The following is a 20,754-nucleotide window of genomic DNA, read 5'->3' as shown; positions in this document are numbered from 1 at the left end:
CATGACTACAGGATGCGGATGTGGTGGCGGCGGTGCGGGCGGTGGCGGTTGCAGTTCTTCGGCCAAGGCTGTGGACGTTGTGGTACCCGAAGTCGAGGTGGCGGTTGAGCCGCAACTGATCGCCAGTAGCGAGCAGGAATGGCCGATTGTCAGCGTCAACGGGGTGGTGATCACCCCGGAAAACATGGCCCAGGAGTTGCAGTATCACCCGGCTGAAAGCCGCGAAGAGGCAGTTTTCCTCGCTGCCCGCGCGCTGGTGATCCGTGAGCTGTTGCAGCAGCGGATTCGCGAGTTGGGTGTGCAACTGGAAGTCGGCGCCGGCGAGAACGAAGAGGAGGCGGCGACCCGCCTGTTGCTGGAGCGCGAAGTCCAGGTGCCGGACTGCGACGAGGCCACTTGTGTGCGCTACTTCGAGAGCAATCGCGGGCGCTTTCACAGCGCGCCGTTGCTGGCGGTGCGCCACATCCTGCTGGAGTGCGCGCCGGATGATGCTGAGGCGCGTCATCAGGCCCATGCCCAGGCCGAGGTGCTGTTGCAGAGCCTGGAAGAGTCGCCCGGCAGCTTTGCCGAGCTGGCGCTGCAGTATTCGGCGTGCCCCTCCAAGGCCCAGGGCGGCTCCCTGGGGCAGGTCAGCAAAGGCCAGACCGTGCCGGAGCTGGAGCGCCAGTTGTTCACCCTGGCCCCGGGCCTAGCCGGCAAACCCCTGGAAAGCCGCTACGGCTGGCATGTGATCTGCGTCGATCAACGCATCGAAGGCCAGGCGCTGCCATACGAGGCGGTGGCCACGGCGATCCGCACCCAGTTGCAGCAAGGGGTATGGCAGAAGGCACTGGTGCAATACCTGCAAACCCTGATTGGCGCGGCCGATGTGCGTGGCATCGCGCTGCAGGGCGCCGACTCGCCGTTGGTGCAGTGACATGAGCCTGGTGGATGGTGTGGGCCGTTCCATTGACTACCTGCGGTTGTCGGTGACCGATCGTTGTGATTTGCGCTGTGTGTATTGCATGGCGAAAAACATGACGTTCCTGCCGCGCCAGCAGGTCCTGACCCTGGAGGAGCTGCAACGGCTGGCGACGGTGTTCGTCAGCCAGGGTGTGCGCAAGATCCGCCTGACGGGGGGCGAACCGCTGATCCGTCCAGGCATTGTCGAACTGTGCCGCCATATCGCCGCGTTGCCCGGCCTGCGTGAGCTGGTGATGACCAGCAACGGCACGCAACTGGGGCGCCTGGCCCGGCCGCTGGTAGAGGCTGGGGTCAAGCGTATGAATATCAGCCTCGACAGCCTCGACCCCGAGCGCTTTCGCGCGATTACCCGCAACGGTGACCTGCGCCAGGTGCTGGACGGCATCGAGGCGGCGCGGGACGCGGGGTTCGAGCGGGTCAAGCTCAACTGCGTGGTGATGAAGGGGCGCAATTTCGATGAAGTCCCGGCGCTGGTGCAGTACGCCATCGACCAGGGCATTGATATCAGCTTTATCGAAGAGATGCCGCTGGGCGATGTAGGGCGCTCGCGGGGCGAATCCTTTTGCTCCAGCGAACAGGTGAGGGCGGTGATCGCCGAGCATCATGGCTTACTCGACAGCACCGAAAACAGCGGCGGCCCGGCGCGCTACGTGCGCCTGGCCCGCCATCCGCGCACGCGCATCGGCTTTATCTCGCCCAACTCCCATAACTTCTGCGCCAGCTGCAACCGGGTGCGGATGACGGTGGAAGGGCAGTTGCTGTTGTGCCTGGGGCAGGACAATGCGGTGGATTTTCGGGCGTTGGTACGCCGTTATCCACTGGATGACCGGCCGTTGGTGGAAGCGCTGCACAAGGCGTTGCGGGGCAAGCCATTGCGCCATGATTTCACCGGGCAGGGCGAGGTGCAGGTGGTGCGGTTTATGAATATGAGTGGGGGGTGAGGCTGGCCAACGGTAGTTCCCATTGTTTTGTATCAAGGGCATTCCGCTGGCCCGCGTGGCTTTTTTCGGTCGTTACCATTGCCGGTTTCTACAACGAGCACTATCGAAAAGGAGTTAGGTATGAATCGACCCCCTGACGGCCTCACCGCACCACCTGAGGGATATGGCGACTGGTTGAAAGAACTGAAAAGCCGCATCCACTCTGCCCAACTGCGTGCATCTCTGGCGGTAAACCGTGAACTGGTGCTGCTGTACTGGCAGATTGGCCAGGACATATTGACCCGACAGGCGCAGCAGGGATGGGGAGCAAAAGTCATCGAGCGTCTGGCGCGGGATTTGCGTTCAGCTTTTCCTGATATGAAAGGTTTTTCGCCACGCAACCTCAAGTACATGCGCGCATTTGCTGAAGCCTGGCCGGACGCTGAGTTTGTGCAAGGGGTGCTTGCACAATTGCCTTGGTATCACCAATTAGCGTTGCTCGATAAGCTACCCGGCCCCGAAACCCGTCGCTGGTACGCCGCCCAAGCCATTGAACACAACTGGTCACGCAACATTCTGGTCATGCAGATCGAGACCCGTTTGCTCGAGCGCAGTGGCAATGCTGTCAGCAACTTCGAAACCCTGCTGCCCAAGCCCCAGTCGGACTTGGCCCGCGAGTCGCTGAAAGATCCTTACCGTTTCGACTTTCTGGGACTGACCCTGGACGCGCAGGAGCGCGAGATCGAAAGCGCACTGATCAGGCATGTCATCGACTTTCTACTGGAGCTGGGGGCAGGCTTTGCCTTTGTCGGCAAGCAGGTGCTGCTGGATGTGGGCGGCGAGGAGTTCTTCCTTGACCTGCTGTTTTATCACCTGAAACTGCGCTGTTACGTCGCGATCGAGCTCAAGGCGGGCAAGTTCAAACCAGAACATCTGGGGCAGTTGGGTTTTTACCTCGCTGCGGTGGACGCCCAACTCAAGCACCCACAAGACAGCCCCACCATCGGCCTGCTGCTGTGCAAAAGCAAAAACAAGATAGTGGCTGAATACGCTTTGCGTGACAGCGCTCGCCCCATCGGGGTGGCGGAGTACCAGTTGGTCGACTCCCTCCCGGCAGAACTCCAAATCAGCTTGCCCAGCATTGAACAGATTGAACGTGAACTGGCCTGTGACGATACGTCTTCGCAAACTTGACCCTGGTCAATTGCAACCCGCCATTCACTGCGTACCATCACTGCATCTTGTGTTTATACGAACTATTAAATCTATATGTAGTGTTTGGAGCCCCCAATGCAGATCACCTCAAGCCCGCTGGTCAGTACCCGCCTACACAAGCGCGATGGCACCCAGGTCGCCTTTGACGCCGAAAAAATCCGCCGGGCGATAATCGCCGCCGGTAACGCCACCGGCGAGTATCAGGAGGCCGAGGTCGATCTGTTGTTGGGGGCGGTGCTCGCCAGGTTGCGCGGGATCGCCCGGCTGGATGTGGAGCAGATCCAGGACAGCGTCGAGCGGGTGTTGATGGATGCCGGGTACTTTATGGCGATGCGCGCCTATATCGTCTACCGCGAGCAGCACGGGCGCCTGCGCCGGGATCGCAAGACCCTCGTGGAGGTCGCCACCTCGATGAACGAGTACCTCGACCGCGAGGACTGGCGCGTGCAGGCCAATGCCAACCAAGGCTATTCCCTGGGTGGGCTGGTGCTTAATGTGTCGGGCAAGGTCACGGCCAATTACTGGCTGGACGAGGTCTACAGCCAGGAGATCGGCCAGGCCCACCGTGAGGCGGACTTGCATATCCATGACCTGGACATGCTCGCGGGATACTGCGCCGGCTGGTCCCTGCGCACGCTGCTGCACGAAGGCCTCAATGGCGTGCCTGGCCGTGTCGAAGCCGGGCCACCCAAGCATCTGGGCAGCGCCCTGGGGCAGATGGTCAACTTCCTCGGCACCCTGCAGAACGAGTGGGCCGGCGCCCAGGCATTCAGTTCGTTCGACACCTACCTGGCGCCCTTTGTGCGCAAGGACCAACTGACGTTCCCCGAGATCCGCCAGGCGGTGCAGGAGTTCATCTACAACCTCAATGTGCCGTCGCGCTGGGGCACCCAGACACCGTTTACCAACCTCACATTCGACTGGGTCTGCCCGGAAGACCTGCGCGAGCAGATCCCGATTATCGGCGGCGAAGAAATGCCATTTGCCTACGGCGATCTGCAAGTGGAAATGGAGCTGATCAACCGCGCCTATATCGAAGTGATGCAGGCGGGCGACGCCAAGGGCCGGGTGTTTACCTTCCCGATCCCGACTTACAACATTACCCATGACTTCCCGTGGGACAGCGAAAATGCTGACCGCCTGTTCGAGATGACCGCGCGCTACGGCCTGCCGTACTTCCAGAACTTCCTCAACTCCGATATGCAGCCCAACCAGGTGCGCTCGATGTGCTGCCGCCTGCAACTGGACGTGCGCGAGTTGCTCAAGCGCGGCGGCGGGTTGTTCGGCTCGGCGGAACAGACCGGTTCACTGGGGGTGGTGACGATCAACTGCGCGCGCCTGGGCTACCTGTTCAAGGGCGATACCAGTGGCCTGCTGCAACGCCTGGACCACTTGATGGAACTGGCGATGGAGAGCCTGGAGGTCAAGCGCAAAGTGATCCAGCACCATATGGACGCCGGCTTGTATCCCTACACCAAGCGCTACCTGGGCACCTTGCGCAATCACTTCTCGACCATTGGCCTGAACGGCATGCACGAGATGCTGCGTAATTTCACCGGCGACGAGGAGGGCACCCATACCGCCCGTGGCCGCGAGTTTGCGCTGCAGGTGCTGGACCATGTGCGCGCCACGTTGCTGCGCTTCCAGGAAGACACCGGCCACCTGTACAACCTGGAAGCCACACCGGCCGAAGGCACTACCTACCGGTTTGCCAAGGAAGACCTCAAGCGCTACCCCGAGATTCTCCAGGCCGGCAGCCTTGATGCGCCGTACTACACCAACTCCTCACAACTGCCGGTGGGCTTTACCGAAGACCCCTTCGAAGCCCTGGAGCTGCAAGACGAACTGCAATGCAAATACACCGGCGGCACCGTGTTGCACCTGTACATGGCCGAGCAGATTTCCTCGGCCCAGGCCTGCAAGCAACTGGTGCGCAAGGCCCTGGGACGCTTCCGTCTGCCATACCTGACAGTAACCCCCACGTTCTCCATCTGCCCGGTGCACGGCTACCTGGCGGGCGAACACGAGTTCTGCCCCAAGTGCGACGAAGCCCTGGGCCTGCCCCATTAATCAGTGGTTACCACAAGTGCCTGTTGCCGGTTTGGCAATAGGCTTCACCCCAAGGAGATTGACCATGCAAACCTCTCAGCCCCAACGCCAACGCTGTGAAGTCTGGACCCGTGTGATGGGCTACCACCGACCGGTTTCGGCCTTCAATCCCGGCAAGCAATCGGAGCATCGCGAGCGTGCGCACTTTACCGAAAGTGCCGCTGCGGCCGGGCGCCAATGAGCCGAGCGCTACGGGTCGGGGGCCTGGTGCCCCTGACCACCCTCGACTACCCCGGCATGCTCGCCTGCGTGCTGTTTTGCCAGGGCTGCGCCTGGCGTTGTCGGTATTGCCATAACCCGGACCTGATCCCCCCTCGCGGCAGCGATGAGGTGGATTGGCGCCGGGTTTTGCTGTTTCTGCAACGCCGCCAGGACCTGCTGGACGCCGTGGTGTTCAGCGGCGGCGAACCGACCTTGCAGGAAGGCCTGCCGGCAGCCATGGACGAAGTGCGCCATATGGGCTTTCGCATTGGCCTGCACAGTGCCGGGATCAAGCCTGCCGCGTTCGGCCACGCCCTGGCCCATGCCGACTGGGTCGGGTTCGACGTCAAGGCCCTGGCCGAGGATTGCCAGTTGATCACCCAGGTCAAAGGCAGCGGCGCCGCCAATTGGCGCAGCCTCGACCTGCTGCTGCACAGCGGCGTGGACTATGAGTGCCGCACCACCGTGCACTGGCACCTGATTGACCCGCAGCGCCTGCTGCTGCTGGCCCAGCGTTTGCAGGAACGAGGAGTCAAGCGTTTCGCCGTGCAGCTGGTGCGCACCGCGCGCATGCTCGATGAGCAGTTGCCGAGCGTTTCGGCGCAAGCCTTGCTGCCAGAACTGTGGGAAAAAATGCGGGCACTGTTCCCGGCATTTGTTTTACGGGGTTGAGCCTTTCGCACAACCCCTTTCAAGCGTGGCGACTGAACTCCCACCGGATCTACAAAGATGCTGCCCCTTGTGGGCAGGTATTCATCAGGGAGCTTATGACATGACTCGATTAACCACCGCCCGCCGCATCGCCATCGGCTTTGCTATCGCCCCCCTGGCCCTGGCCGGCATGGCGTTGTACGCCTTGCACGACCTGGGCACCCTCAAACAACAGTCGGAGCTGATCGTGCAGCAGGACTGGCCGAAAATCGCCCCGATCATGGTGATTGCCACCGGTGTGCGCGATAACGGCCGCAACACCCGAGACTTGCTGATCGACCAGGATAACCAGGCGGCCCAGCAGGCCATTGGTACTACCCGGCAACGCATCACCGACGCCTTTACTCAGTTAGAGCCGTTGTTCGATACGGCCGCCGGCCAGGCGGCCTACGCCGACCTGAAGAAACACCGCGAAGCCTATGTGGGCGCCTTTACCCAGGTGCAGGCACTGATTCGCCAGGGCGCCCATGCCGAGGGTGTGGCCCAGCTCAAGCAAAACGTACAACCCGCCGAGCAGGCGGTGTTCAAGAGCCTGGAGGCGATGATGGCCCTGCAGGGGCAGATTTTTGCCGAGCGCGAACACGCAGCGCAAACCCTGTACAGCGACGCGCGGCGCAATATGCTCGGGCTGTTTCTGCTGTGCGTGGCCCTGGTGGTGGCGGCAGCGGTGATTGTCACCCGCAGCGTGACCCGGCCCCTGGGCGGCGAGCCCGACGAGGCGGCGCGGGTGTTGAGCCAGATTGCCCAGGGCGACCTGACCACGGTAGTGCCAACGGCAGGCAGCGCTGACGGCAGCGTGATGAAGAACCTGCAGCAGATGCAGCACAACCTTAACGAAATGGTGCGCCAGATCGCCGCGTCGGTGGACCGCGTGGCCAGTTCGTCCGAGGAGTTGAGCGCGGTCAGTAGCCAGACCAGCAGTAGCCTGCAGTCGCAAGGTATGGAGATTGAACAGGCGGCCACCGCGGTCAACGAGATGACGGCGGCGGTGGATGAGGTGGCGCGCAATGCCGTCAGCACCAGCGAAGCCTCGCGTCTGTCGGCGCAGACCGCCCAGCTTGGGCGTGATCAGGTGCAGGAAACCGTCGCCTCGATCAGCACCCTGGCAGAGGGCGTGAGCGGCACGTCGGTGCGCATCCAGCAACTGGCCGGGCGGGTGCAGGATATCAGCGGCGTGCTGGAGGTGATCCGCAGTATTGCCGACCAGACCAACCTGCTGGCGCTCAACGCGGCCATCGAAGCGGCACGGGCCGGGGATGCCGGGCGTGGTTTTGCGGTGGTGGCTGATGAAGTGCGGGCCCTGGCCCATCGCACCCAGGCCTCGACTCAGGAGATCGAGCAGATGATCGGCAATATCCGCCTGGACACCGAACAGGCCGTGACCGCGATGCAGGGCAGCAGCGACCTGGTGCGAGCCACCTTGAGCGTGGCACAGCGCTCGGGCGAGGCGCTGGAAGCGATTACCCAGTCGATCTCGCAGATCAACGAACGCAACCTGATGATCGCCAGCGCCACCGAAGAACAGGCATTGGTGGCGCGGGAAGTGGATCGCAACCTGGTGGGCATTCGCAACCTGTCCGAGCAGGTGTTGCTGGGGGCCCGGCATACCGATACGGCCGGGCATGAGCTGGCGCAAATGGCCAGCGAGTTGCACCTGACAGTCGCCAGATTCCGCGTTTAGCGCTGGGCCTGTGTGCGGGCTTGCCCGAATGCCGTTCAGTTAAGCGCAGATCCCCTGTGGGAGCGGGCTTGCCCGCGAAGACGTCGGGCCAGTCAACATTAATGTTGACTGACCCACGGCTTTCGCGAGTAAACCCGCTCCCACAGGGGGTCTGCGCCGCTTTGAGAATTGCGTTCGCTTGACTGAACGGCGTCTTACAGGTTCCAGCCCCAGAACTGTAGCCACCAGCCATACGCCACCAGCCCATTACCCAGTAGCAGGCAAGCCGAGGCAGCGCAGCGTCGCGCCAGGGGTAGATCGGCCAGCTGTGTCCACGCCAGCCACACACACCAACCAACAGCCCCGACCAGCAATGCGCCGCGCGCCGGTTGGACCCATTCGAGCAGCAACCCTTCGTAGCGCAACAACTTCACCGTGGTGGCCGACAGCCCGAGGAACAGCCCCGCACCGCCCAGGGGCGTCAAGGTCAACGCCAGGGCCCAATACCGTGCACGATCACCGCTGATTCTTGCGGCCAGGCGCACCAGCCCCATCAAGGCGCCGCCGATCAGCAGGCTGCTGGCGCCCAGGTACGCGACGATGCAAAAGCCGTCCAGCCAACTGAAACTGTCGTTGGCCTGGGGGTAATGGGTCAACAGCCACCAGGGCGCGCTGTCCTGCAATGGCCACAGCCAGTCGCGCTCCACCAGCCACTGCGCCAGGGACTGCTTGAGCGTGATAAACCATGGGCTGACGGTCCACTGGAAGGCGCCCATCGCCAGGCCGATCACCCCGAACAGCAACAAGCGCGTATCCCAGGCCAACGCGGGTTTGCGTGGGGCCTGGAGGATTTCGCTATTGCATGAGCGGGCAATCAACTGCACCGCGCCCCGTTGCCCGCTGCAGCGCCCGCAGGCGTGGCAATCGCTGGCGCCTTGCAGGCGGCGGATGTCCAGCAGCGGCGCGCAGTTGGGCAAGGGCAGGCGCGGGCCGTCGTTGGCTTTCCAGCGTTGTTCGTCGACCTGGAAATGCACCGGTGCCAGGCGCGCGAGCAGGGCGAACACACCGCTGACCGGGCACAGGTAGCGGCACCACACCCGTTTGCCGCGCACGAACAACAACCCCACCAGCACGGCGGCCACGGTCGAACCGCCGAGAATCAGCAGGGCCGCCTGGGCGTAGTCGTAGACACTGATCAACTGGCCGTAGAGGGTGGTCAGGCAGAAGCCTACCGTGGGCCAGCCGCCCCAGCGGATCCAGTTCGGAATGCCCAGGCCACGTCCATGGCGGCTGGCCCATTCGCTCAAGGAGCCCTCGGGACAGAGCACGCCGCACCACACGCGGCCGAACAACACGATGGACAGCACCACGAACGGCCACCACAGGCCCCAGAACAGGAACTGTGCCAGCAGCGTCAGGTTATCCAGCAGGCGTGCCTGGCTGTCGGGCAGCGGCAGCCACGCCGGCACTACCAGCAGCCCGGCGTAGAACAGCACCACGGCCCATTGCACGCCACGAATCACCCGCGCATGGCGGCGCATGCCATCCCCCAGGCGTTGCAGCCAGGGGGTGTTCACAACGGCGCTCGCCGGGCCCGGTACAGCCCGCGGCCGACCAGCAACCAATACCCCGCCAGCACCAGCAGGGTGATAGTGCTGGGCGTCGCGCGGTAGCCGGCAAACCCTGCGAGCACGGCGCCCAGGCCGTGGCTGTCACTGAGCAGCACGCTGCTGTCCCACCAGGCTTCGCCGACCAGGGTGTAGACCCAGTTGGGCATGTCCATCGCCAGCAGTTGCCCGCCGATACGTTCCACGGCGGCCACCAGCAAGGAGGCCGCCAACAGCAGTAACAGAGCCTCGCTGAGGGCGAAAAAACTCGACCAGGAAATCAACCGGCGTGTACTACGCAGCAGCATCACTGTGAGCCCGGCCAACACCAGGCCCAGCCCGCCGCCAATGGCGAACAGAGCCAATGCCGGGCCGTCCAGATGGGCGCCGGCGCCGTACAGAAACACCACGGTCTCGCTGCCTTCACGGCTGACCGCCAGCAGCGCCAGCAACAGCAACCCCAGGCCACCCTGGCGTGCCGCGCGCTCGTCGGCTTCGCGCAGCAGGGTATGGCGCAGGCCCGGCCCGTGGCGATGCATCCAGAACACCATCTGCACCATCAGTAGGCTTGCCAACAGGGTCATGCCGGCCTGGAACCATTCGCCGCCAGGCCCGCTCATGGCTTCGCCGGCCCACAGCATCAGGCAGGCCAGCCCGGCAGAACACAGCAGGCCCAGCACCACGCCAGCCCACAGGAAGCGCCCCAGGCGCGAGTCCTCGGGCTGCTGGCTGATCCAGGCCTGAAGGATGCCGATCACCAGCAACGCCTCGACGCTTTCGCGCCAGACGATAAACATCGATTGATTCATCAAATGCTCCTGGGCCGTTATTCGGCGAGGATGCTGCCTTCGGGCAGCTGTGAGTTGAATTCGTCGAAAAAGGGATAGGCGCCCGGTTTGAGCGGGTGGATCACCACAAAGGTGGTGACCCCCGGTGACAGCACCTTTTCCACGCGCAGTGGTGTGCTCTCGAACTCGGCCGGGCCCTGGCCGATGTTTTTCAGCACGATCTTGAAGCGCTGGCCGGCCGCCACCTTGAGTTGCGCCGGAGTGAAGTGGCCGTCTTGCAGGGTCAATTCATAGGTGGGCAAGGGCGCGGCCAGGGCCGAGCCACAGGCCAGCAAGGCGCAGAGGGCGAGGGGGCGGCGCATTCAGTAGCCGCCTTTTTTGCCGATCCCCGCGTAGACGAATTCGTAGTGCACTTCACAGCGCTCGAACCACGGCGCGACCCCGGTTTCCTTATCGGTGTGTCGGCCCAGTGAGCCATGGCCGCTGGGCGGCATCACGGTAAAGGTCAGCTGATATTTGCCCGGGCCCAGCAGCTTGACGTTGTCGCCGTAGTGCGGCCCGTCGTTGGCCACCATGGCGTGGAACTCACCGATGATCGGGCTTGCGCCGCTTTGTTTCTGCAGGCGGAACGACACGTTGAGGTAAGGCACGAAACTGCCCTCCTGGAAGCCCTGCTGGTTGTCGGCGGTGGCGCGGATATCGGCTTCCAGATGCACATCCGAATCGGCGGTGGCGCGCATCATGCCTGGCGGTGCCATCTCGATCGGTTGCAGATAGACCGCGCCGACTTCCAGGCCAGGGCACATTTGTGGCTCGCCGATCGGGTATTCCTTGGCGACGGCTGCGCCAGTCGACAACAGCAGGGCCAGTGACAGCGTGAAGGGGATACGCATGGGTACTTCCTGACAGGGCAAATGAGAAGTCGAGTCTAGAAAGCTTTGCTGTAAATAATAATGATTCCTGTCAAGTTTCCAGGGATATACACATAACCATTCTTGACGTTGGTCAAGGCCGTGGGGCGGCGCCAGCCGTAGGATCCAATCACTGCCCACCGCTGTGGAGCCTGCTCATGGCCAAGCCATTCCCGCTCAACCCCAAACACCCCGAACGTATCTGCTGGGGCTGTGACCGTTACTGCGCAACCACCTCCCTGGCCTGCGGCAACGGGGCTGACCGCACCATGCATCCGGCCGAGATGATCGGCGACGATTGGTACCTGCATGGTGATTGGGGGATTGAGTTGCCGATTGCTACGGACAAAGTGCCGGAAGCTGGCTGACCGGTGGTGAGGGGACTTGCCAGGTGCCTGAGCAGTCGTTGGCATTTTTTCTGAACCCTCACGTTCACCCCTGGCCCTAAGGTATATGACCTCAGGAGGTGAACCATGCAAATCGAATACATCTGGATTATTTTGGCAACGCTGTTGGTGCTGGCTGAGTTGTGGGCGATCAACTGCGTATTGCGCAGTGCCAGTCGAGCCGAAACCAAGATGCTGTGGGTCGTGGTGATTGTATTCGTGCCCCTGCTGGGCATGATTCTGTGGGCGATCACCGGGCCCAAGGCGATTGCCAAGGAAAACGCCGGCGCCAATCGGTGAACCTCCCGCGTAAAAAAATCGTTTAAATGCCAAAAGAGTTGTCCACGAAAACCGTGGGTATCTCTGTGGATAACCTTGCGCGGGCCCGGCAGCGCTGGCGGTTCAACCCGCGGTTAATATTTGATCAGGATCGTTCGCAAGCCTTTTGGCGTGCGGCTTGCGCTTGACACGCGTCGCTGAAATCGGTGCCGGATCCGCAGTTTTACAGCAAACCCTGGAGCGCCTGGCGATAGCTGCGACCACCCAGGCTCAGGCTGTTGTTGTGACTGGCCCCCGGTACCAACAGCAGGTGCTTGGGCTCCAGGGCCGCATCAAACAGTTGCTGGCTGAAGCGCGGCGGCACATAGCGGTCGTCAAGGCCATGCACTACCAGCAAGGGCATATGGATCTCGGCGATCTTGTCGATGGAATCAAACTTCTGCGACAGCAACCAGCGCACCGGCAGCGAGGTATTCGCCACGGCCGCCGCCACGTCGGCCAGGGAGGTAAAGGTGGACTCGATCACCAGCCCGCGCACCGGCGGCGGCAGCTGTTTATCGGCGGCCTGCTGGCCCAACTCGGCCGCCAGGTCGATGGCGACGGCGCCGCCCAGGGAATGGCCGTAGATCAGGCGCTTGCCTGGATCAGGTTGCAGCACCTGGAAGCGCTCCCAGGCAATCCGCGCATCTTCATAGACGCTGGTCTCTGACGGCAAGTCGCCCTGGCTCTGGCCAAACCCGCGATAGTCGATGGCCAGCACCGAGTAGCCCTGGGCGTGCAGTTGCTCGATGCGAAACAGCTGGCCAGTGAGGTTCCAGCGCACGCCGTGCAGGTACAGGATCGCCGGCGCGTCTTTTTTCGCCGCCGGCCACCACCAGCCATGCAGGCTCTGTCCGGACTTGAAGCTGGCCGGCTTGAGCTCGAACTCCTGTAAGCCTTGCGGCAGGCCGCGGTACCAACTGGCGGTGCCGGGCTCGATGCGAAACACCAGCTCGCGCTCCTTGTGTTGAAGCACATTGCAGCCCACGGGCAGGCCGATGATCAGCAATGCCATGCACAGCAGAGGCAACCAGCGCAAACGCAGGCGCGAGAGAAAACGTGGGGCCATGGAGGTTCCAGGACAGGAGCGAAGCCGGTTTTTTACCAGATGCCTGGCCAGTGAGGGGAATATTCAGACCACCGTCAGGGGGCGATTGCTTGCAAAGTGTTACAGGCGGTCTGCACGCGATTGCGCCCCTGATCCTTGGCGCGATACAGCGCCTGGTCGGCCTGGGACAGCAGGCGCGACAGATCGTGGCAGGCCGGCGTGGTGGTCACCACCCCGATGCTCACACTGAGGAACCCCGGTGCCAGCAGGTCCAGCTCGGCGAACCGCTGGCGAATGCGTTCCGCTACCTGCACGGCGCCTCGTTCATCGGTATTGGCCAGCAGGCAGGCAAACTCTTCGCCACCAATACGCGCAAACAGATCGTGCTTGCGCAAGATCGACGCGGTCAGTTGGCTGAAGGCGATCAACGCCTGGTCGCCCATGGGATGGCCAAAACTGTCATTCAGGCGCTTGAAGTAGTCGAGGTCACACAACAGCAATGTCACCGGCTGCCCGCGCTGCATGCTGTCGGCCAGCAGTTGTTCGCCATGGAGCATGAACGCCCGGCGGTTGCCGATACCGGTCAGCACGTCGGTGAAGGCGGCCGCCTTGAAGTTGAGTTCGGCGCGCTCCTTGACCATCGCCAGGGTGACGTAGGCGATGCCGATGGCATACAGCATGGATTCGAACAGCATGAACGAAAAAAGCTGTACGCCGTCGTTCATCAATGCGTTCGGGTCCTTGTACGGCATGCCGGGATCGAGCACGGCGCGCACGCAGTAAAAGGTCGTATGCAACAGCATCAGCACCACGGCTGGCAGATAGGCCACTTCCAGGTGTTGACGGTGGCGCCACAACTCCAGGGCCGACAGCACGCCGTAGCTCGCGGCTATCAGGGAATACAGGGTCACCCGGCTGGACATCGAGCCATAGAACTGCGGGACCAGGCACATCACCAGCCACAGCGCCGGCCCGGCGAGGATGCCCGGCAGGTGTGGCTTGCCCTGGACAAACAGGCGCATGGCGGTCCAGTTCATTGCCGCGCTCATCAGGAGCACCACATTGCCCAGCACCAGCGCGACGAAGTCCACGCCCACCCCGCGCACGACCATCAACGCCGTGCCGAGGGAGGCCAGCAACAGCATCACGCCAAGATAGCCCAGGGTCGGCTCACGTACGCGATGCCAGGCATGCACGGTGAGCAAGCCCATCAGGCAAAAAACGAAGACGGCAACTATCAGGAGCGTCGGTATGTGCAGCATCATGTCCTTGACCCCGAAGGATGCACTGTCGAGATCACCCCGTCGGATACATGCCTGGGCGGTGATCCTGTGCACAAAGGGCGCAATTGTAGCTGGATAACCCATAACAATGCTGGCCTATGGACAGCTTGACGCTGGCAGGGCGTCACCGACATGCTGCGCGACCCTGCGACCAAAAGGCTCCCCATGGACAACAGCCCCGTACGCATCACCGCCGAAGAGTTGCTCTCGGACAACTGGTACCTGCTGAAAAAATACAGCTTCGACCTGCGTCGCCGGGACGGCAGCTGGCAAGCCCAGACCCGCGAGGTGTACGACCGTGGCAACGGTGCAACCATCCTGCTGTACAACACCTTGCAGCGCACAGTGTTGCTGATCCGCCAGTTCCGCATGCCGACCTTCGTCAATGGTCATGACGGCTACCTGATCGAAACCGCCGCTGGCTTGCTGGACAACGCCAGCCCCGAGGAACGTATTCGCCTGGAAGTCGAGGAAGAAACCGGCTACCGCGTAGGCCACGTGGAGAAAATCTACTCGGCCTTCATGAGCCCGGGCTCGGTGACCGAGCGCATTCATTTCTTTATCGGTGAGTACCAACCTGGCGACCGCGTGGGCGAGGGCGGCGGGCTGGAGCACGAAGGCGAAGATATTCAGGTGCTGGAGTTGGGATTCGACGAGGCCATCGCCATGGTTGGCCGCGGCGAAATTGTCGATGGCAAGACCATCATGCTCCTGCAATACCTGGAGCTGCGGCTGCTCAAGGCGGCGCTGACCCAGGCGTAGAAGCCAGCGCCTCCAGGGGCATTTTCTTCAATACGCACTGGCTAAAGGGACGTAGCGTACAGGCCTGTCCACCTGTCATTACAAAAAAGGAAGTGCAATGAGTTTGATCATGTCCATGGCCGCCTTCGCCTTGGCGACGTCCATCACCCCCGGCCCGGTCAATGTGGTCGCCCTTGGCTCGGGCGCGCGCTTTGGTTTTGCCGCCAGCCAGAAACACGTGGCCGGCGCGGCCTTGGGCTTCACCTTGCTGCTGGTGTTGATTGGCCTGGGCCTGCACGAACTGCTGGTGCGCTGGCCGATCCTGACCCAGGGCATCCAGTGGGGCGGGGTGGCCTTTCTGCTGTACATGGCCTACAAGCTGGCGATGGACGACGGCCGGCTGGATGCGCAAGACGCGGCTGTTGCGCCGTCGATGCTCTATGGCGCGGTCATGCAATGGCTCAACCCCAAGGCCTGGCTGGCGTGTGTGGCGGGCATGGGCCTGTTTGCGGCCGATGGCGAGGCCGCGCGGGTCTGGCAACTGGCGGCGGTGAACCTGGTGATTTGCTATCTATCGGTGGCGTGCTGGGCGTATGTCGGCACGTTCTTTCGTCGTTACCTGAGCAATGCCCGGGGCATGCGCCTGTTCAATCGGGCCATGGCGCTGTTGCTGGTGATCAGCGTGGTGTACCTGTTGCTGGCGTGAGTCAGCCGCGATACTGCCCCGGCGTGGCCGCCAGGTGTTGCTTGAACGTGCGCTGCAGATGCGCCTGGTCGGCAAAACCGGCGGCCAGTGCCACATCGGCAATCAGGTGGCCGCTACGCAACTGGTTGCGGGCGAACTGGACGCGCTGGTTGATCAGGAACGCATGGGGCGTCATGCCGTAAGCCTGCTTGAACGCGCGGATCAGGTAAGACGGCGACAGCTGCGCCGCCTGGCAGATTGCTTCCAGCTTCAGCGCCTCGGTGCAATGCGCGCGGATGTACTCGGCGGCGTGTTCCAGCTTGTGATTGACCTCGCGTACAGGCTCGGCAGCCGGGTTCAGGCGCAGTTGCACCTCAGTGAAAAAACTCACCACGGCGCTGTGTTTCTGCAGGTGCTCGGTGTGCTCGTCGACCAGCACGGTGTACAGCTCCAACAGGCCGGCAAACAGCAGCGGGTCGTCGGTATGGGTCGCGTCGAAGCGGCGAAAGCCCAAGTCACTGGCAAACCCCAACTGGTGTTGCAGATCGGTCAGCCAGGGCGTGTCGATGTAGAGCATGTGATACGACCAGGGTTGGTCGTCGATGGGGTTGCAGGCATGCACATCGCCCGGGTTCATCAGCACCACAGTGCCGGCGCGGATGTGGAAGGTGTCCGGGCCATGGAGATACAGGCTTTGCCCGGCGGTGATCGCGCCAATCGAGAAGTGGTCGTGGGCATGCCGGGTGTAGCAGACCTTGCGCCCATCCTCGATGGTACGCGCCTCGATAAACGGCAGGCTGGCATCACGCCAGAAGCGTGGGGCGGCGAGGTCGGGCAGCGCCATGGTGCAATCTCCGGGGGACCTTGTAGGACCACGATGATTGCACATAAATACGCCGCCGACCTTATGTAGAAGCCGGCAAGCCCCCACATTTCTCAGGGGGCGCCCCCCAGGCTTAGAAGTCCCAGCGCGTCGCCAGTTGCAGGCTGCGCGGCTCGCCGTAGAACCCGGTGCCGAAGTTGCCCAGGCCGGTGTAGTACTTTTTATCCAGGGCATTTTTCACGTTCAACGTCGCGCTCAAGTGCTCGTTGAAGCGATAGCGTGCCATCAGGTCCACCAGGTAGTGGCTGTCCTGGGTGATGCGCGCGTATTGGCCAAAGTTGACCGTGTCATTCGGGTTGGGCTGGAACACATTGCCGAAGAACTCGCTCTGCCAGTTGATCCCGGCGCCGAGGGTCACCTTGTCCAGCGCGCCCGGCAGGCGATAGGTGTTGAACAGGCGCACCACTTGTTGCGGCGTGGTGGTTTGCAGCACCGAGCTGTAGACGTAATCGTCGTTGGCATCGCGGGTGTGCTGGTAGGTGTAGCCGGCCGAGACATTCCAGCCGTCCAGCACTTCGCCGGCCAGTTCCACCTCAAAGCCCTTGGTGGTGGCGCCGGCAATCGGGCTATAGATCGAGTCGCTTTCAAAGCCCGAGACGTATTGCGCGACATTGTCCTGTTCGATGCGGAACGCGGCGAAGCTGGCGTTCAGGCGGCCGTCGAAAAAGGCCGCCTTGAGCCCGGCTTCATAAGTGTCGCCCTCAATCGCGTCGAGCAATTTGCGGTCGGCATCCTTGCTGTTTTGCGGGCGGTAGATCTTGGTGTAGCTGCTGTACACCGACCAGATGTCGTTGAGGTCATAGACCACCCCGGCGTAGGGCGTCACCACCCCGGTTTGTTTGTAGCTGGTGCGGGCGTCGGTACTCGTCGCAGCGTAGAAGTCGGTGGTGTCGGTGTTGCTGAAATTGCTGACGCGGGTACCCAGGATCACCGACAGGTCATCGGTAGGCTTGAGGCGGGTCGCCAGGTAGGCGCCGGTTTGGCGTTGCACAATATCGTTCTGGCCGCTGCGCGGGATATCCGGCTTGGCGTACTCACCACGCCAGTCATAAATGCTGCCGCCCACCGGCGGGTAGATCGAACCGTAGACCGGCACGTCCTGTTTCGAGCGGGTTGCCATAAAGCCCATGATCAACTCGTGCTCGCGACCCAACAGGCTGAACGGGCCGCTGAGGTTGACGTCAAGGGTGTTCTGCACCTGGTCGCCCTTGTACTTGCCCATGAACATGTACATGCCCTCACCAGTGACCTGGTCCGGGTTGCCGCCACTGGCGGAGGCGAGCAAGGTGTCGTGCTGGCTGCGCTTGCGGTCCAGGCTGACTTTGAGCGACCAGTCGTTGGCCAGCTTTTGCTGGACCGAGGCGAAGATTGTCTGGTTCTGGAAGTCGCGGCGGCTCCAGTCGGCGGCCGGGTTGAACGAGCGCGAGAAATTCGTGCGATTGCCATTGCTGAAATACATCGGGAAACCGGTCCAGCTGGCGCCACGGGAGCGGGTGTCCTGCTGGTCGATACCGAAGGTCAGCAGGGTGTCGGGAGTCAGATCGGCTTCGAGGATGCCGTAGGCAATGTCCTTGGTGTGCTGGTAGTGGTCCAGGTACGACGAGCGATCCTGATAAACCCCGACAAAACGCCCGCGCACATTGCCCGACTCGGTCAGCGGCCCGGAGATATCGCCTTCGGTGCGGTAGTTGTCCCAGGAGCCCACGGTGCCGGTAACCGAGGCCTTGAAGTCCTTGGTGGGCTTTTTACGGATCAGGTTGACCGTGGCCGACGGGTCGCCCGAACCGCTCATCAGGCCCGATGAGCCCTTGATGATTTCCAGGTGGTCGTACACCGCCATGTCGGTGCTGGTGGTGCCGTAGTCATACACGCCGTCATAGGTGGAGTTGACGCCGTCGTACTGGAAATTGGTGATCGGCAGGCCACGGCTGGAGAACTCCCAGCGCTCGCTGTCGTAGTTCTGCACGCTGACGCCAGGGGCGCGGCGCAGGGTGTCGGCGATGTTGTTGGAACCCTGGTCATCCATCTGCTGGCGGGTGATCACGGTGACCGACTGCGGCGTCTCGCGGATCGACAGCGGCAGGCCGGTGGCCGAGGCCATCGAGCCGGTGGTGTAGGAATGACTGTCTTCGGTGGTGGCGCCCAGGGCCACGCCGGAAATGGTGGTGGCACCGAGCTCCAGCTCGCCGGTATTGAGCGGCACCAGCTCCAGCACATAGCCATTGTCGCCCTGGGGCTGGGCCTGCAAACCGCTGCCTTGCAACAAACGCTGCAAGCCGGCTGCGGGGGTGTAGCTGCCACTGAGTCCAGGGCTGGTCTTCCCGGCTGCCAGGCTGTTGTGGCCGGCGATAAACACCCCGGACTGCTCGGCAAAGCGATTCAGCACGCTGACCAGCGACCCGGCGCCAATGTTGTAGCTGCGCGTGGTTTCCTGGGTCGACGGCGTTTCCACCGCCTGCACATTGAGCGGGCCCAGGCAGAGCAGGGTCGCGGTGATGGCCAGCGCCAGGGGGCGCAGCGTGAAAGCAGCGGGTTGCGACATGGAAGGTTCCCTACGGATTCGGCGAATATGAAAGCGTCTGCTGGGTTAACCGAACGAACGTCGAAAAGGGGAACAGGTGGAGCCAAAAAAACTGCTCGCCTTGAGCCAGGCCTGTTGTGGCGAGCGGGCTTGCCCGCGTTGGACTGCGCAGCAGTCCCATCTTTTGGGGCCGCTACGCGACCCAACGCGGGCAAGCCCGCTCGCCACAACAGCCCGGTTGGTTGGCGTTAGGTAGCGTGTGTTTTGGGCCCCACGCTGACCCACCACGGCAGCACTCTGTCCACCTGGATCGGCAATGCCGCCTCCAGCAGCCGCAACGCATGCTCGCTGTCCTTGAGCGGGAACGAGCCCATCACTGGCAGATGGGCCACGGCCGGATCACAACCGAGGTGGCCGGGCCGGTAGCGGTTCAGTTCACCGATCAATTGGCCCAGGGGCAGGTTGTCGGCCAATAGCACGCCGCGGCTCCAGGCCTCGCGGGTGGCGGATGCGGGCACTGTGCTGCGGATCGTATGCCGACCGAACACCGCCTGTTGCCCGGACTCGATAATGCGTATCTGCTGGCCGTCGGCGGTGCGCACTTCTACCCGGCCGTCGAAGACATTCAGGGTGGTGCTGTCTTCGCTGTGCAGCACACTGAAGCGCGTACCCAGGGCACGCAGGTGGCCGTGCGCGGTGTCGACCAGGAACGGCCGCTGGAGGTCCTTGGCGGTGTCGATCAACACTTCGCCAAAACGCAGGTGCAGCAGGCGCTGCTGCGCATCGAAGCGTACATCCATGGCGCTCAGGGCGTTGAGCCAGATATGTGTGCCGTCGGCGAGCAATGCGTCGCGGATCTCGCCGCTGGCCGTGGCGTAGTCGGCGCTCCAGCCGCCGATCACCCGGGGCAGGGCAGTGCCGCGCCAGGTGCCCCAGGCCAAGGTCGAACCGGCGCACAGTACCAATAATGTCTTGAGGGTTTGCCGCCGCGTGCTGCGCAGGGCGCGGCCGGCGCCGATGGGCTCGTCGGTCAGCGGCGCGAAGCGTTGGCTGACGCGCTCGACATAGCGCCAGGCAGCCTGATGCTCGGGGTTCTGCCCCAGCCATGTCTGCCAATGCTGTTGTGCCTGGCTGCCGTCTTGCGGGTCCTGTAGGCGCACATACCATTGGGCTGCCTGCTGCAGGCTGGCGTGGCTGAGTTTTCCGCTGGGGTTCATTCCACCAGCAACCCGTCGAGTTCGGCTTCCAGCACCGCGCAGTGCAACAGCGCCTGGGCCATGTATTTTTTCACCATGCGCTCACAGACCCCCAACTGCAGGGCGATTTGCTTGTAAGTCAGGCCATGCAGTTGCGCCAGCAGGAAGGCGTCGCTGACCTTGCGCGGCAGGCGCGCGAGCATGGCATCGACCTCGTACAGGGTTTCGACAATGATCGCCCGCTGCTCCGGCGATGGCTGCACCGCCTGTGGGCGGTCGGCGAGGCTTTGCAGCCAGGCCTGCTCCAGTTGGCGGCGGCGCCAATGGTCGATGCACAGGCCACGGGCGATGGTCGCCAGGTACGAGCGCTCGCGCACGGCGTCAGCCTGGTCAGGCGGGCGCTTGAGCACGCGGATAAAGGTGTCTTGCGCCAGGTCGGCGGCATCCCAGCGGTTGCTCAGGCGCCGGCGCAACAGGCCCAGCAGCCAGGAGTGGTGGCTGCCGTAGAGCTGACTGAAGGAAGCGGGGGAAGTCGACACAATATCCAACCGGCGCTGGCGCCACGACGTGAATAGGAATTGGTCGCGATTAAAGCAAAGGCCTGCGGG

Annotated in this window: 21 protein-coding genes; 11 read left to right on the top strand and 10 right to left on the bottom strand. The window is 62.8% G+C overall.

Annotated elements, in window-relative coordinates:
- Position 1: 1 nt before the first annotated feature.
- The 7 genes from K1X80_RS15335 (at position 2) to K1X80_RS15305 (ending at position 7,800) form a co-directional block, all read left to right on the top strand.
- On the top strand, positions 2 to 916 hold the full coding sequence (locus K1X80_RS15335) for a peptidylprolyl isomerase (RefSeq protein ID WP_057436839.1): 915 nt from the start codon (positions 2 to 4) through the stop codon (positions 914 to 916).
- Position 917: 1 nt separating this feature from the next.
- On the top strand, positions 918 to 1,904 hold the full coding sequence (moaA, locus tag K1X80_RS15330; RefSeq protein WP_057959380.1) for a GTP 3',8-cyclase MoaA: 987 nt from the start codon (positions 918 to 920) through the stop codon (positions 1,902 to 1,904).
- Between the two features lie 120 nt (positions 1,905 to 2,024).
- A complete protein-coding gene (locus K1X80_RS15325; protein WP_220172263.1) occupies positions 2,025 to 3,077 on the top strand; it encodes a YhcG family protein in 1,053 nt (350 codons plus the stop codon).
- A gap of 96 nt (positions 3,078 to 3,173) precedes the next feature.
- Positions 3,174 to 5,168 carry a ribonucleoside triphosphate reductase gene (locus K1X80_RS15320; protein WP_057959382.1) on the top strand — a complete coding sequence of 665 codons (1,995 nt, stop codon included), beginning with the start codon at positions 3,174 to 3,176 and terminating at the stop codon, positions 5,166 to 5,168.
- Positions 5,169 to 5,232: 64 nt separating this feature from the next.
- Positions 5,233 to 5,388 carry an anaerobic ribonucleoside-triphosphate reductase gene (nrdD, locus tag K1X80_RS15315; RefSeq protein WP_038441552.1) on the top strand — a complete coding sequence of 52 codons (156 nt, stop codon included), beginning with the start codon at positions 5,233 to 5,235 and terminating at the stop codon, positions 5,386 to 5,388.
- On the top strand, positions 5,385 to 6,080 hold the full coding sequence (locus K1X80_RS15310) for an anaerobic ribonucleoside-triphosphate reductase activating protein (RefSeq protein ID WP_057959383.1): 696 nt from the start codon (positions 5,385 to 5,387) through the stop codon (positions 6,078 to 6,080). The genes nrdD and K1X80_RS15310 overlap by 4 nt, the downstream gene beginning before the upstream one ends.
- 100 nt (positions 6,081 to 6,180) lie before the next feature.
- Complete coding sequence (locus K1X80_RS15305; RefSeq protein ID WP_057959384.1) at positions 6,181 to 7,800, top strand: methyl-accepting chemotaxis protein; 1,620 nt, start codon at positions 6,181 to 6,183, stop codon at positions 7,798 to 7,800.
- Between the two features lie 194 nt (positions 7,801 to 7,994).
- Here the strand turns inward: K1X80_RS15305 and K1X80_RS15300 are convergent, their stop codons facing one another.
- From K1X80_RS15300 to K1X80_RS15285, 4 genes are read right to left on the bottom strand one after another with little or no spacing between them, the layout of a single operon-like run.
- On the bottom strand, positions 7,995 to 9,320 hold the full coding sequence (locus tag K1X80_RS15300; protein WP_057959506.1) for a 4Fe-4S binding protein: 1,326 nt from the start codon (positions 9,318 to 9,320) through the stop codon (positions 7,995 to 7,997).
- Positions 9,321 to 9,352: 32 nt separating this feature from the next.
- Positions 9,353 to 10,195 carry an FTR1 family protein gene (locus tag K1X80_RS15295; protein ID WP_057959385.1) on the bottom strand — a complete coding sequence of 281 codons (843 nt, stop codon included), beginning with the start codon at positions 10,193 to 10,195 and terminating at the stop codon, positions 9,353 to 9,355.
- 17 nt (positions 10,196 to 10,212) lie between these two features.
- The gene (locus K1X80_RS15290) at positions 10,213 to 10,536 is read right to left on the bottom strand and encodes a cupredoxin domain-containing protein (protein WP_057436827.1); all 324 of its coding nucleotides are present in this window, start codon (positions 10,534 to 10,536) and stop codon (positions 10,213 to 10,215) included.
- Positions 10,537 to 11,067 carry an iron transporter gene (locus K1X80_RS15285; RefSeq protein ID WP_057959386.1) on the bottom strand — a complete coding sequence of 177 codons (531 nt, stop codon included), beginning with the start codon at positions 11,065 to 11,067 and terminating at the stop codon, positions 10,537 to 10,539. It abuts the gene before it with no gap.
- A 176-nt stretch (positions 11,068 to 11,243) separates the two neighbouring features.
- Here K1X80_RS15285 and K1X80_RS15280 point away from each other — a divergent pair, with 176 nt between their 5' ends.
- The gene (locus K1X80_RS15280; RefSeq protein ID WP_057436825.1) at positions 11,244 to 11,453 is read left to right on the top strand and encodes a DUF3079 domain-containing protein; all 210 of its coding nucleotides are present in this window, start codon (positions 11,244 to 11,246) and stop codon (positions 11,451 to 11,453) included.
- Positions 11,454 to 11,558: 105 nt separating this feature from the next.
- Positions 11,559 to 11,771 (top strand): PLDc N-terminal domain-containing protein, encoded by a 213-nt coding sequence (locus K1X80_RS15275; RefSeq protein WP_057959387.1) that lies wholly within the window; start codon positions 11,559 to 11,561, stop codon positions 11,769 to 11,771.
- Positions 11,772 to 11,973: 202 nt separating this feature from the next.
- Here K1X80_RS15275 and K1X80_RS15270 read toward each other — a convergent pair whose 3' ends face one another.
- A complete protein-coding gene (locus K1X80_RS15270; RefSeq protein ID WP_198817537.1) occupies positions 11,974 to 12,858 on the bottom strand; it encodes an alpha/beta hydrolase in 885 nt (294 codons plus the stop codon).
- A 74-nt stretch (positions 12,859 to 12,932) separates the two neighbouring features.
- Positions 12,933 to 14,102 (bottom strand): diguanylate cyclase, encoded by a 1,170-nt coding sequence (locus tag K1X80_RS15265; protein ID WP_200659813.1) that lies wholly within the window; start codon positions 14,100 to 14,102, stop codon positions 12,933 to 12,935.
- Between the two features lie 183 nt (positions 14,103 to 14,285).
- Between K1X80_RS15265 and K1X80_RS15260 the strand changes: the two genes are divergently transcribed.
- A complete protein-coding gene (locus tag K1X80_RS15260; protein WP_057959507.1) occupies positions 14,286 to 14,882 on the top strand; it encodes an NUDIX domain-containing protein in 597 nt (198 codons plus the stop codon).
- Positions 14,883 to 14,979: 97 nt separating this feature from the next.
- Entirely contained in the window at positions 14,980 to 15,567 is a 588-nt protein-coding gene (locus tag K1X80_RS15255; protein ID WP_220172262.1) for a LysE family translocator, read from the top strand.
- 1 nt (position 15,568) lies between these two features.
- On the opposite strand, the gene K1X80_RS15250 is transcribed toward K1X80_RS15255, so the two are convergent.
- The 4 genes from K1X80_RS15250 to K1X80_RS15235 all read right to left on the bottom strand — a co-directional run bounded on the left by K1X80_RS15250 (position 15,569) and on the right by K1X80_RS15235 (position 20,694).
- Positions 15,569 to 16,390: an AraC family transcriptional regulator gene (locus K1X80_RS15250; protein WP_057436815.1), complete on the bottom strand. Its 822-nt coding sequence runs from the start codon at positions 16,388 to 16,390 to the stop codon at positions 15,569 to 15,571.
- A 112-nt stretch (positions 16,391 to 16,502) separates the two neighbouring features.
- Entirely contained in the window at positions 16,503 to 18,971 is a 2,469-nt protein-coding gene (locus K1X80_RS15245) for a TonB-dependent receptor (RefSeq protein ID WP_220172261.1), read from the bottom strand.
- A 227-nt stretch (positions 18,972 to 19,198) separates the two neighbouring features.
- The gene (locus K1X80_RS15240) at positions 19,199 to 20,167 is read right to left on the bottom strand and encodes a FecR domain-containing protein (protein WP_220172260.1); all 969 of its coding nucleotides are present in this window, start codon (positions 20,165 to 20,167) and stop codon (positions 19,199 to 19,201) included.
- Positions 20,164 to 20,694 (bottom strand): sigma-70 family RNA polymerase sigma factor, encoded by a 531-nt coding sequence (locus tag K1X80_RS15235; protein WP_115128320.1) that lies wholly within the window; start codon positions 20,692 to 20,694, stop codon positions 20,164 to 20,166. The genes K1X80_RS15240 and K1X80_RS15235 overlap by 4 nt, the downstream gene beginning before the upstream one ends.
- Between the last annotated feature and the right edge of the window lie 60 nt (positions 20,695 to 20,754).

This window comes from Pseudomonas sp. So3.2b (assembly GCF_019464415.1).
GTDB lineage: Bacteria > Pseudomonadota > Gammaproteobacteria > Pseudomonadales > Pseudomonadaceae > Aquipseudomonas > Aquipseudomonas shahriarae.
This window is presented reverse-complemented; position numbering and strand designations above follow the sequence as displayed.

What these genes read in the sequence shown, in the direction of transcription:
- K1X80_RS15245 (WP_220172261.1), bottom strand. Translation starts at nt 18,971, where the DNA reads ATGTCGCAACCCGCTGCTTTCACGCTGCGCCCCCTGGCGCTGGCCATC.
- K1X80_RS15285 (WP_057959386.1), bottom strand. Translation starts at nt 11,067, where the DNA reads ATGCGTATCCCCTTCACGCTGTCACTGGCCCTGCTGTTGTCGACTGGC.
- K1X80_RS15260 (WP_057959507.1), top strand. Translation starts at nt 14,286, where the DNA reads ATGGACAACAGCCCCGTACGCATCACCGCCGAAGAGTTGCTCTCGGAC.
- K1X80_RS15310 (WP_057959383.1), top strand. Translation starts at nt 5,385, where the DNA reads ATGAGCCGAGCGCTACGGGTCGGGGGCCTGGTGCCCCTGACCACCCTC.
- K1X80_RS15265 (WP_200659813.1), bottom strand. Translation starts at nt 14,102, where the DNA reads ATGATGCTGCACATACCGACGCTCCTGATAGTTGCCGTCTTCGTTTTT.
- K1X80_RS15280 (WP_057436825.1), top strand. Translation starts at nt 11,244, where the DNA reads ATGGCCAAGCCATTCCCGCTCAACCCCAAACACCCCGAACGTATCTGC.
- K1X80_RS15325 (WP_220172263.1), top strand. Translation starts at nt 2,025, where the DNA reads ATGAATCGACCCCCTGACGGCCTCACCGCACCACCTGAGGGATATGGC.
- K1X80_RS15295 (WP_057959385.1), bottom strand. Translation starts at nt 10,195, where the DNA reads ATGAATCAATCGATGTTTATCGTCTGGCGCGAAAGCGTCGAGGCGTTG.
- moaA (WP_057959380.1), top strand. Translation starts at nt 918, where the DNA reads ATGAGCCTGGTGGATGGTGTGGGCCGTTCCATTGACTACCTGCGGTTG.
- K1X80_RS15335 (WP_057436839.1), top strand. Translation starts at nt 2, where the DNA reads ATGACTACAGGATGCGGATGTGGTGGCGGCGGTGCGGGCGGTGGCGGT.
- K1X80_RS15275 (WP_057959387.1), top strand. Translation starts at nt 11,559, where the DNA reads ATGCAAATCGAATACATCTGGATTATTTTGGCAACGCTGTTGGTGCTG.
- K1X80_RS15255 (WP_220172262.1), top strand. Translation starts at nt 14,980, where the DNA reads ATGAGTTTGATCATGTCCATGGCCGCCTTCGCCTTGGCGACGTCCATC.
- K1X80_RS15320 (WP_057959382.1), top strand. Translation starts at nt 3,174, where the DNA reads ATGCAGATCACCTCAAGCCCGCTGGTCAGTACCCGCCTACACAAGCGC.
- nrdD (WP_038441552.1), top strand. Translation starts at nt 5,233, where the DNA reads ATGCAAACCTCTCAGCCCCAACGCCAACGCTGTGAAGTCTGGACCCGT.
- K1X80_RS15240 (WP_220172260.1), bottom strand. Translation starts at nt 20,167, where the DNA reads ATGAACCCCAGCGGAAAACTCAGCCACGCCAGCCTGCAGCAGGCAGCC.
- K1X80_RS15300 (WP_057959506.1), bottom strand. Translation starts at nt 9,320, where the DNA reads ATGCGCCGCCATGCGCGGGTGATTCGTGGCGTGCAATGGGCCGTGGTG.
- K1X80_RS15305 (WP_057959384.1), top strand. Translation starts at nt 6,181, where the DNA reads ATGACTCGATTAACCACCGCCCGCCGCATCGCCATCGGCTTTGCTATC.
- K1X80_RS15250 (WP_057436815.1), bottom strand. Translation starts at nt 16,390, where the DNA reads ATGGCGCTGCCCGACCTCGCCGCCCCACGCTTCTGGCGTGATGCCAGC.
- K1X80_RS15290 (WP_057436827.1), bottom strand. Translation starts at nt 10,536, where the DNA reads ATGCGCCGCCCCCTCGCCCTCTGCGCCTTGCTGGCCTGTGGCTCGGCC.
- K1X80_RS15270 (WP_198817537.1), bottom strand. Translation starts at nt 12,858, where the DNA reads ATGGCCCCACGTTTTCTCTCGCGCCTGCGTTTGCGCTGGTTGCCTCTG.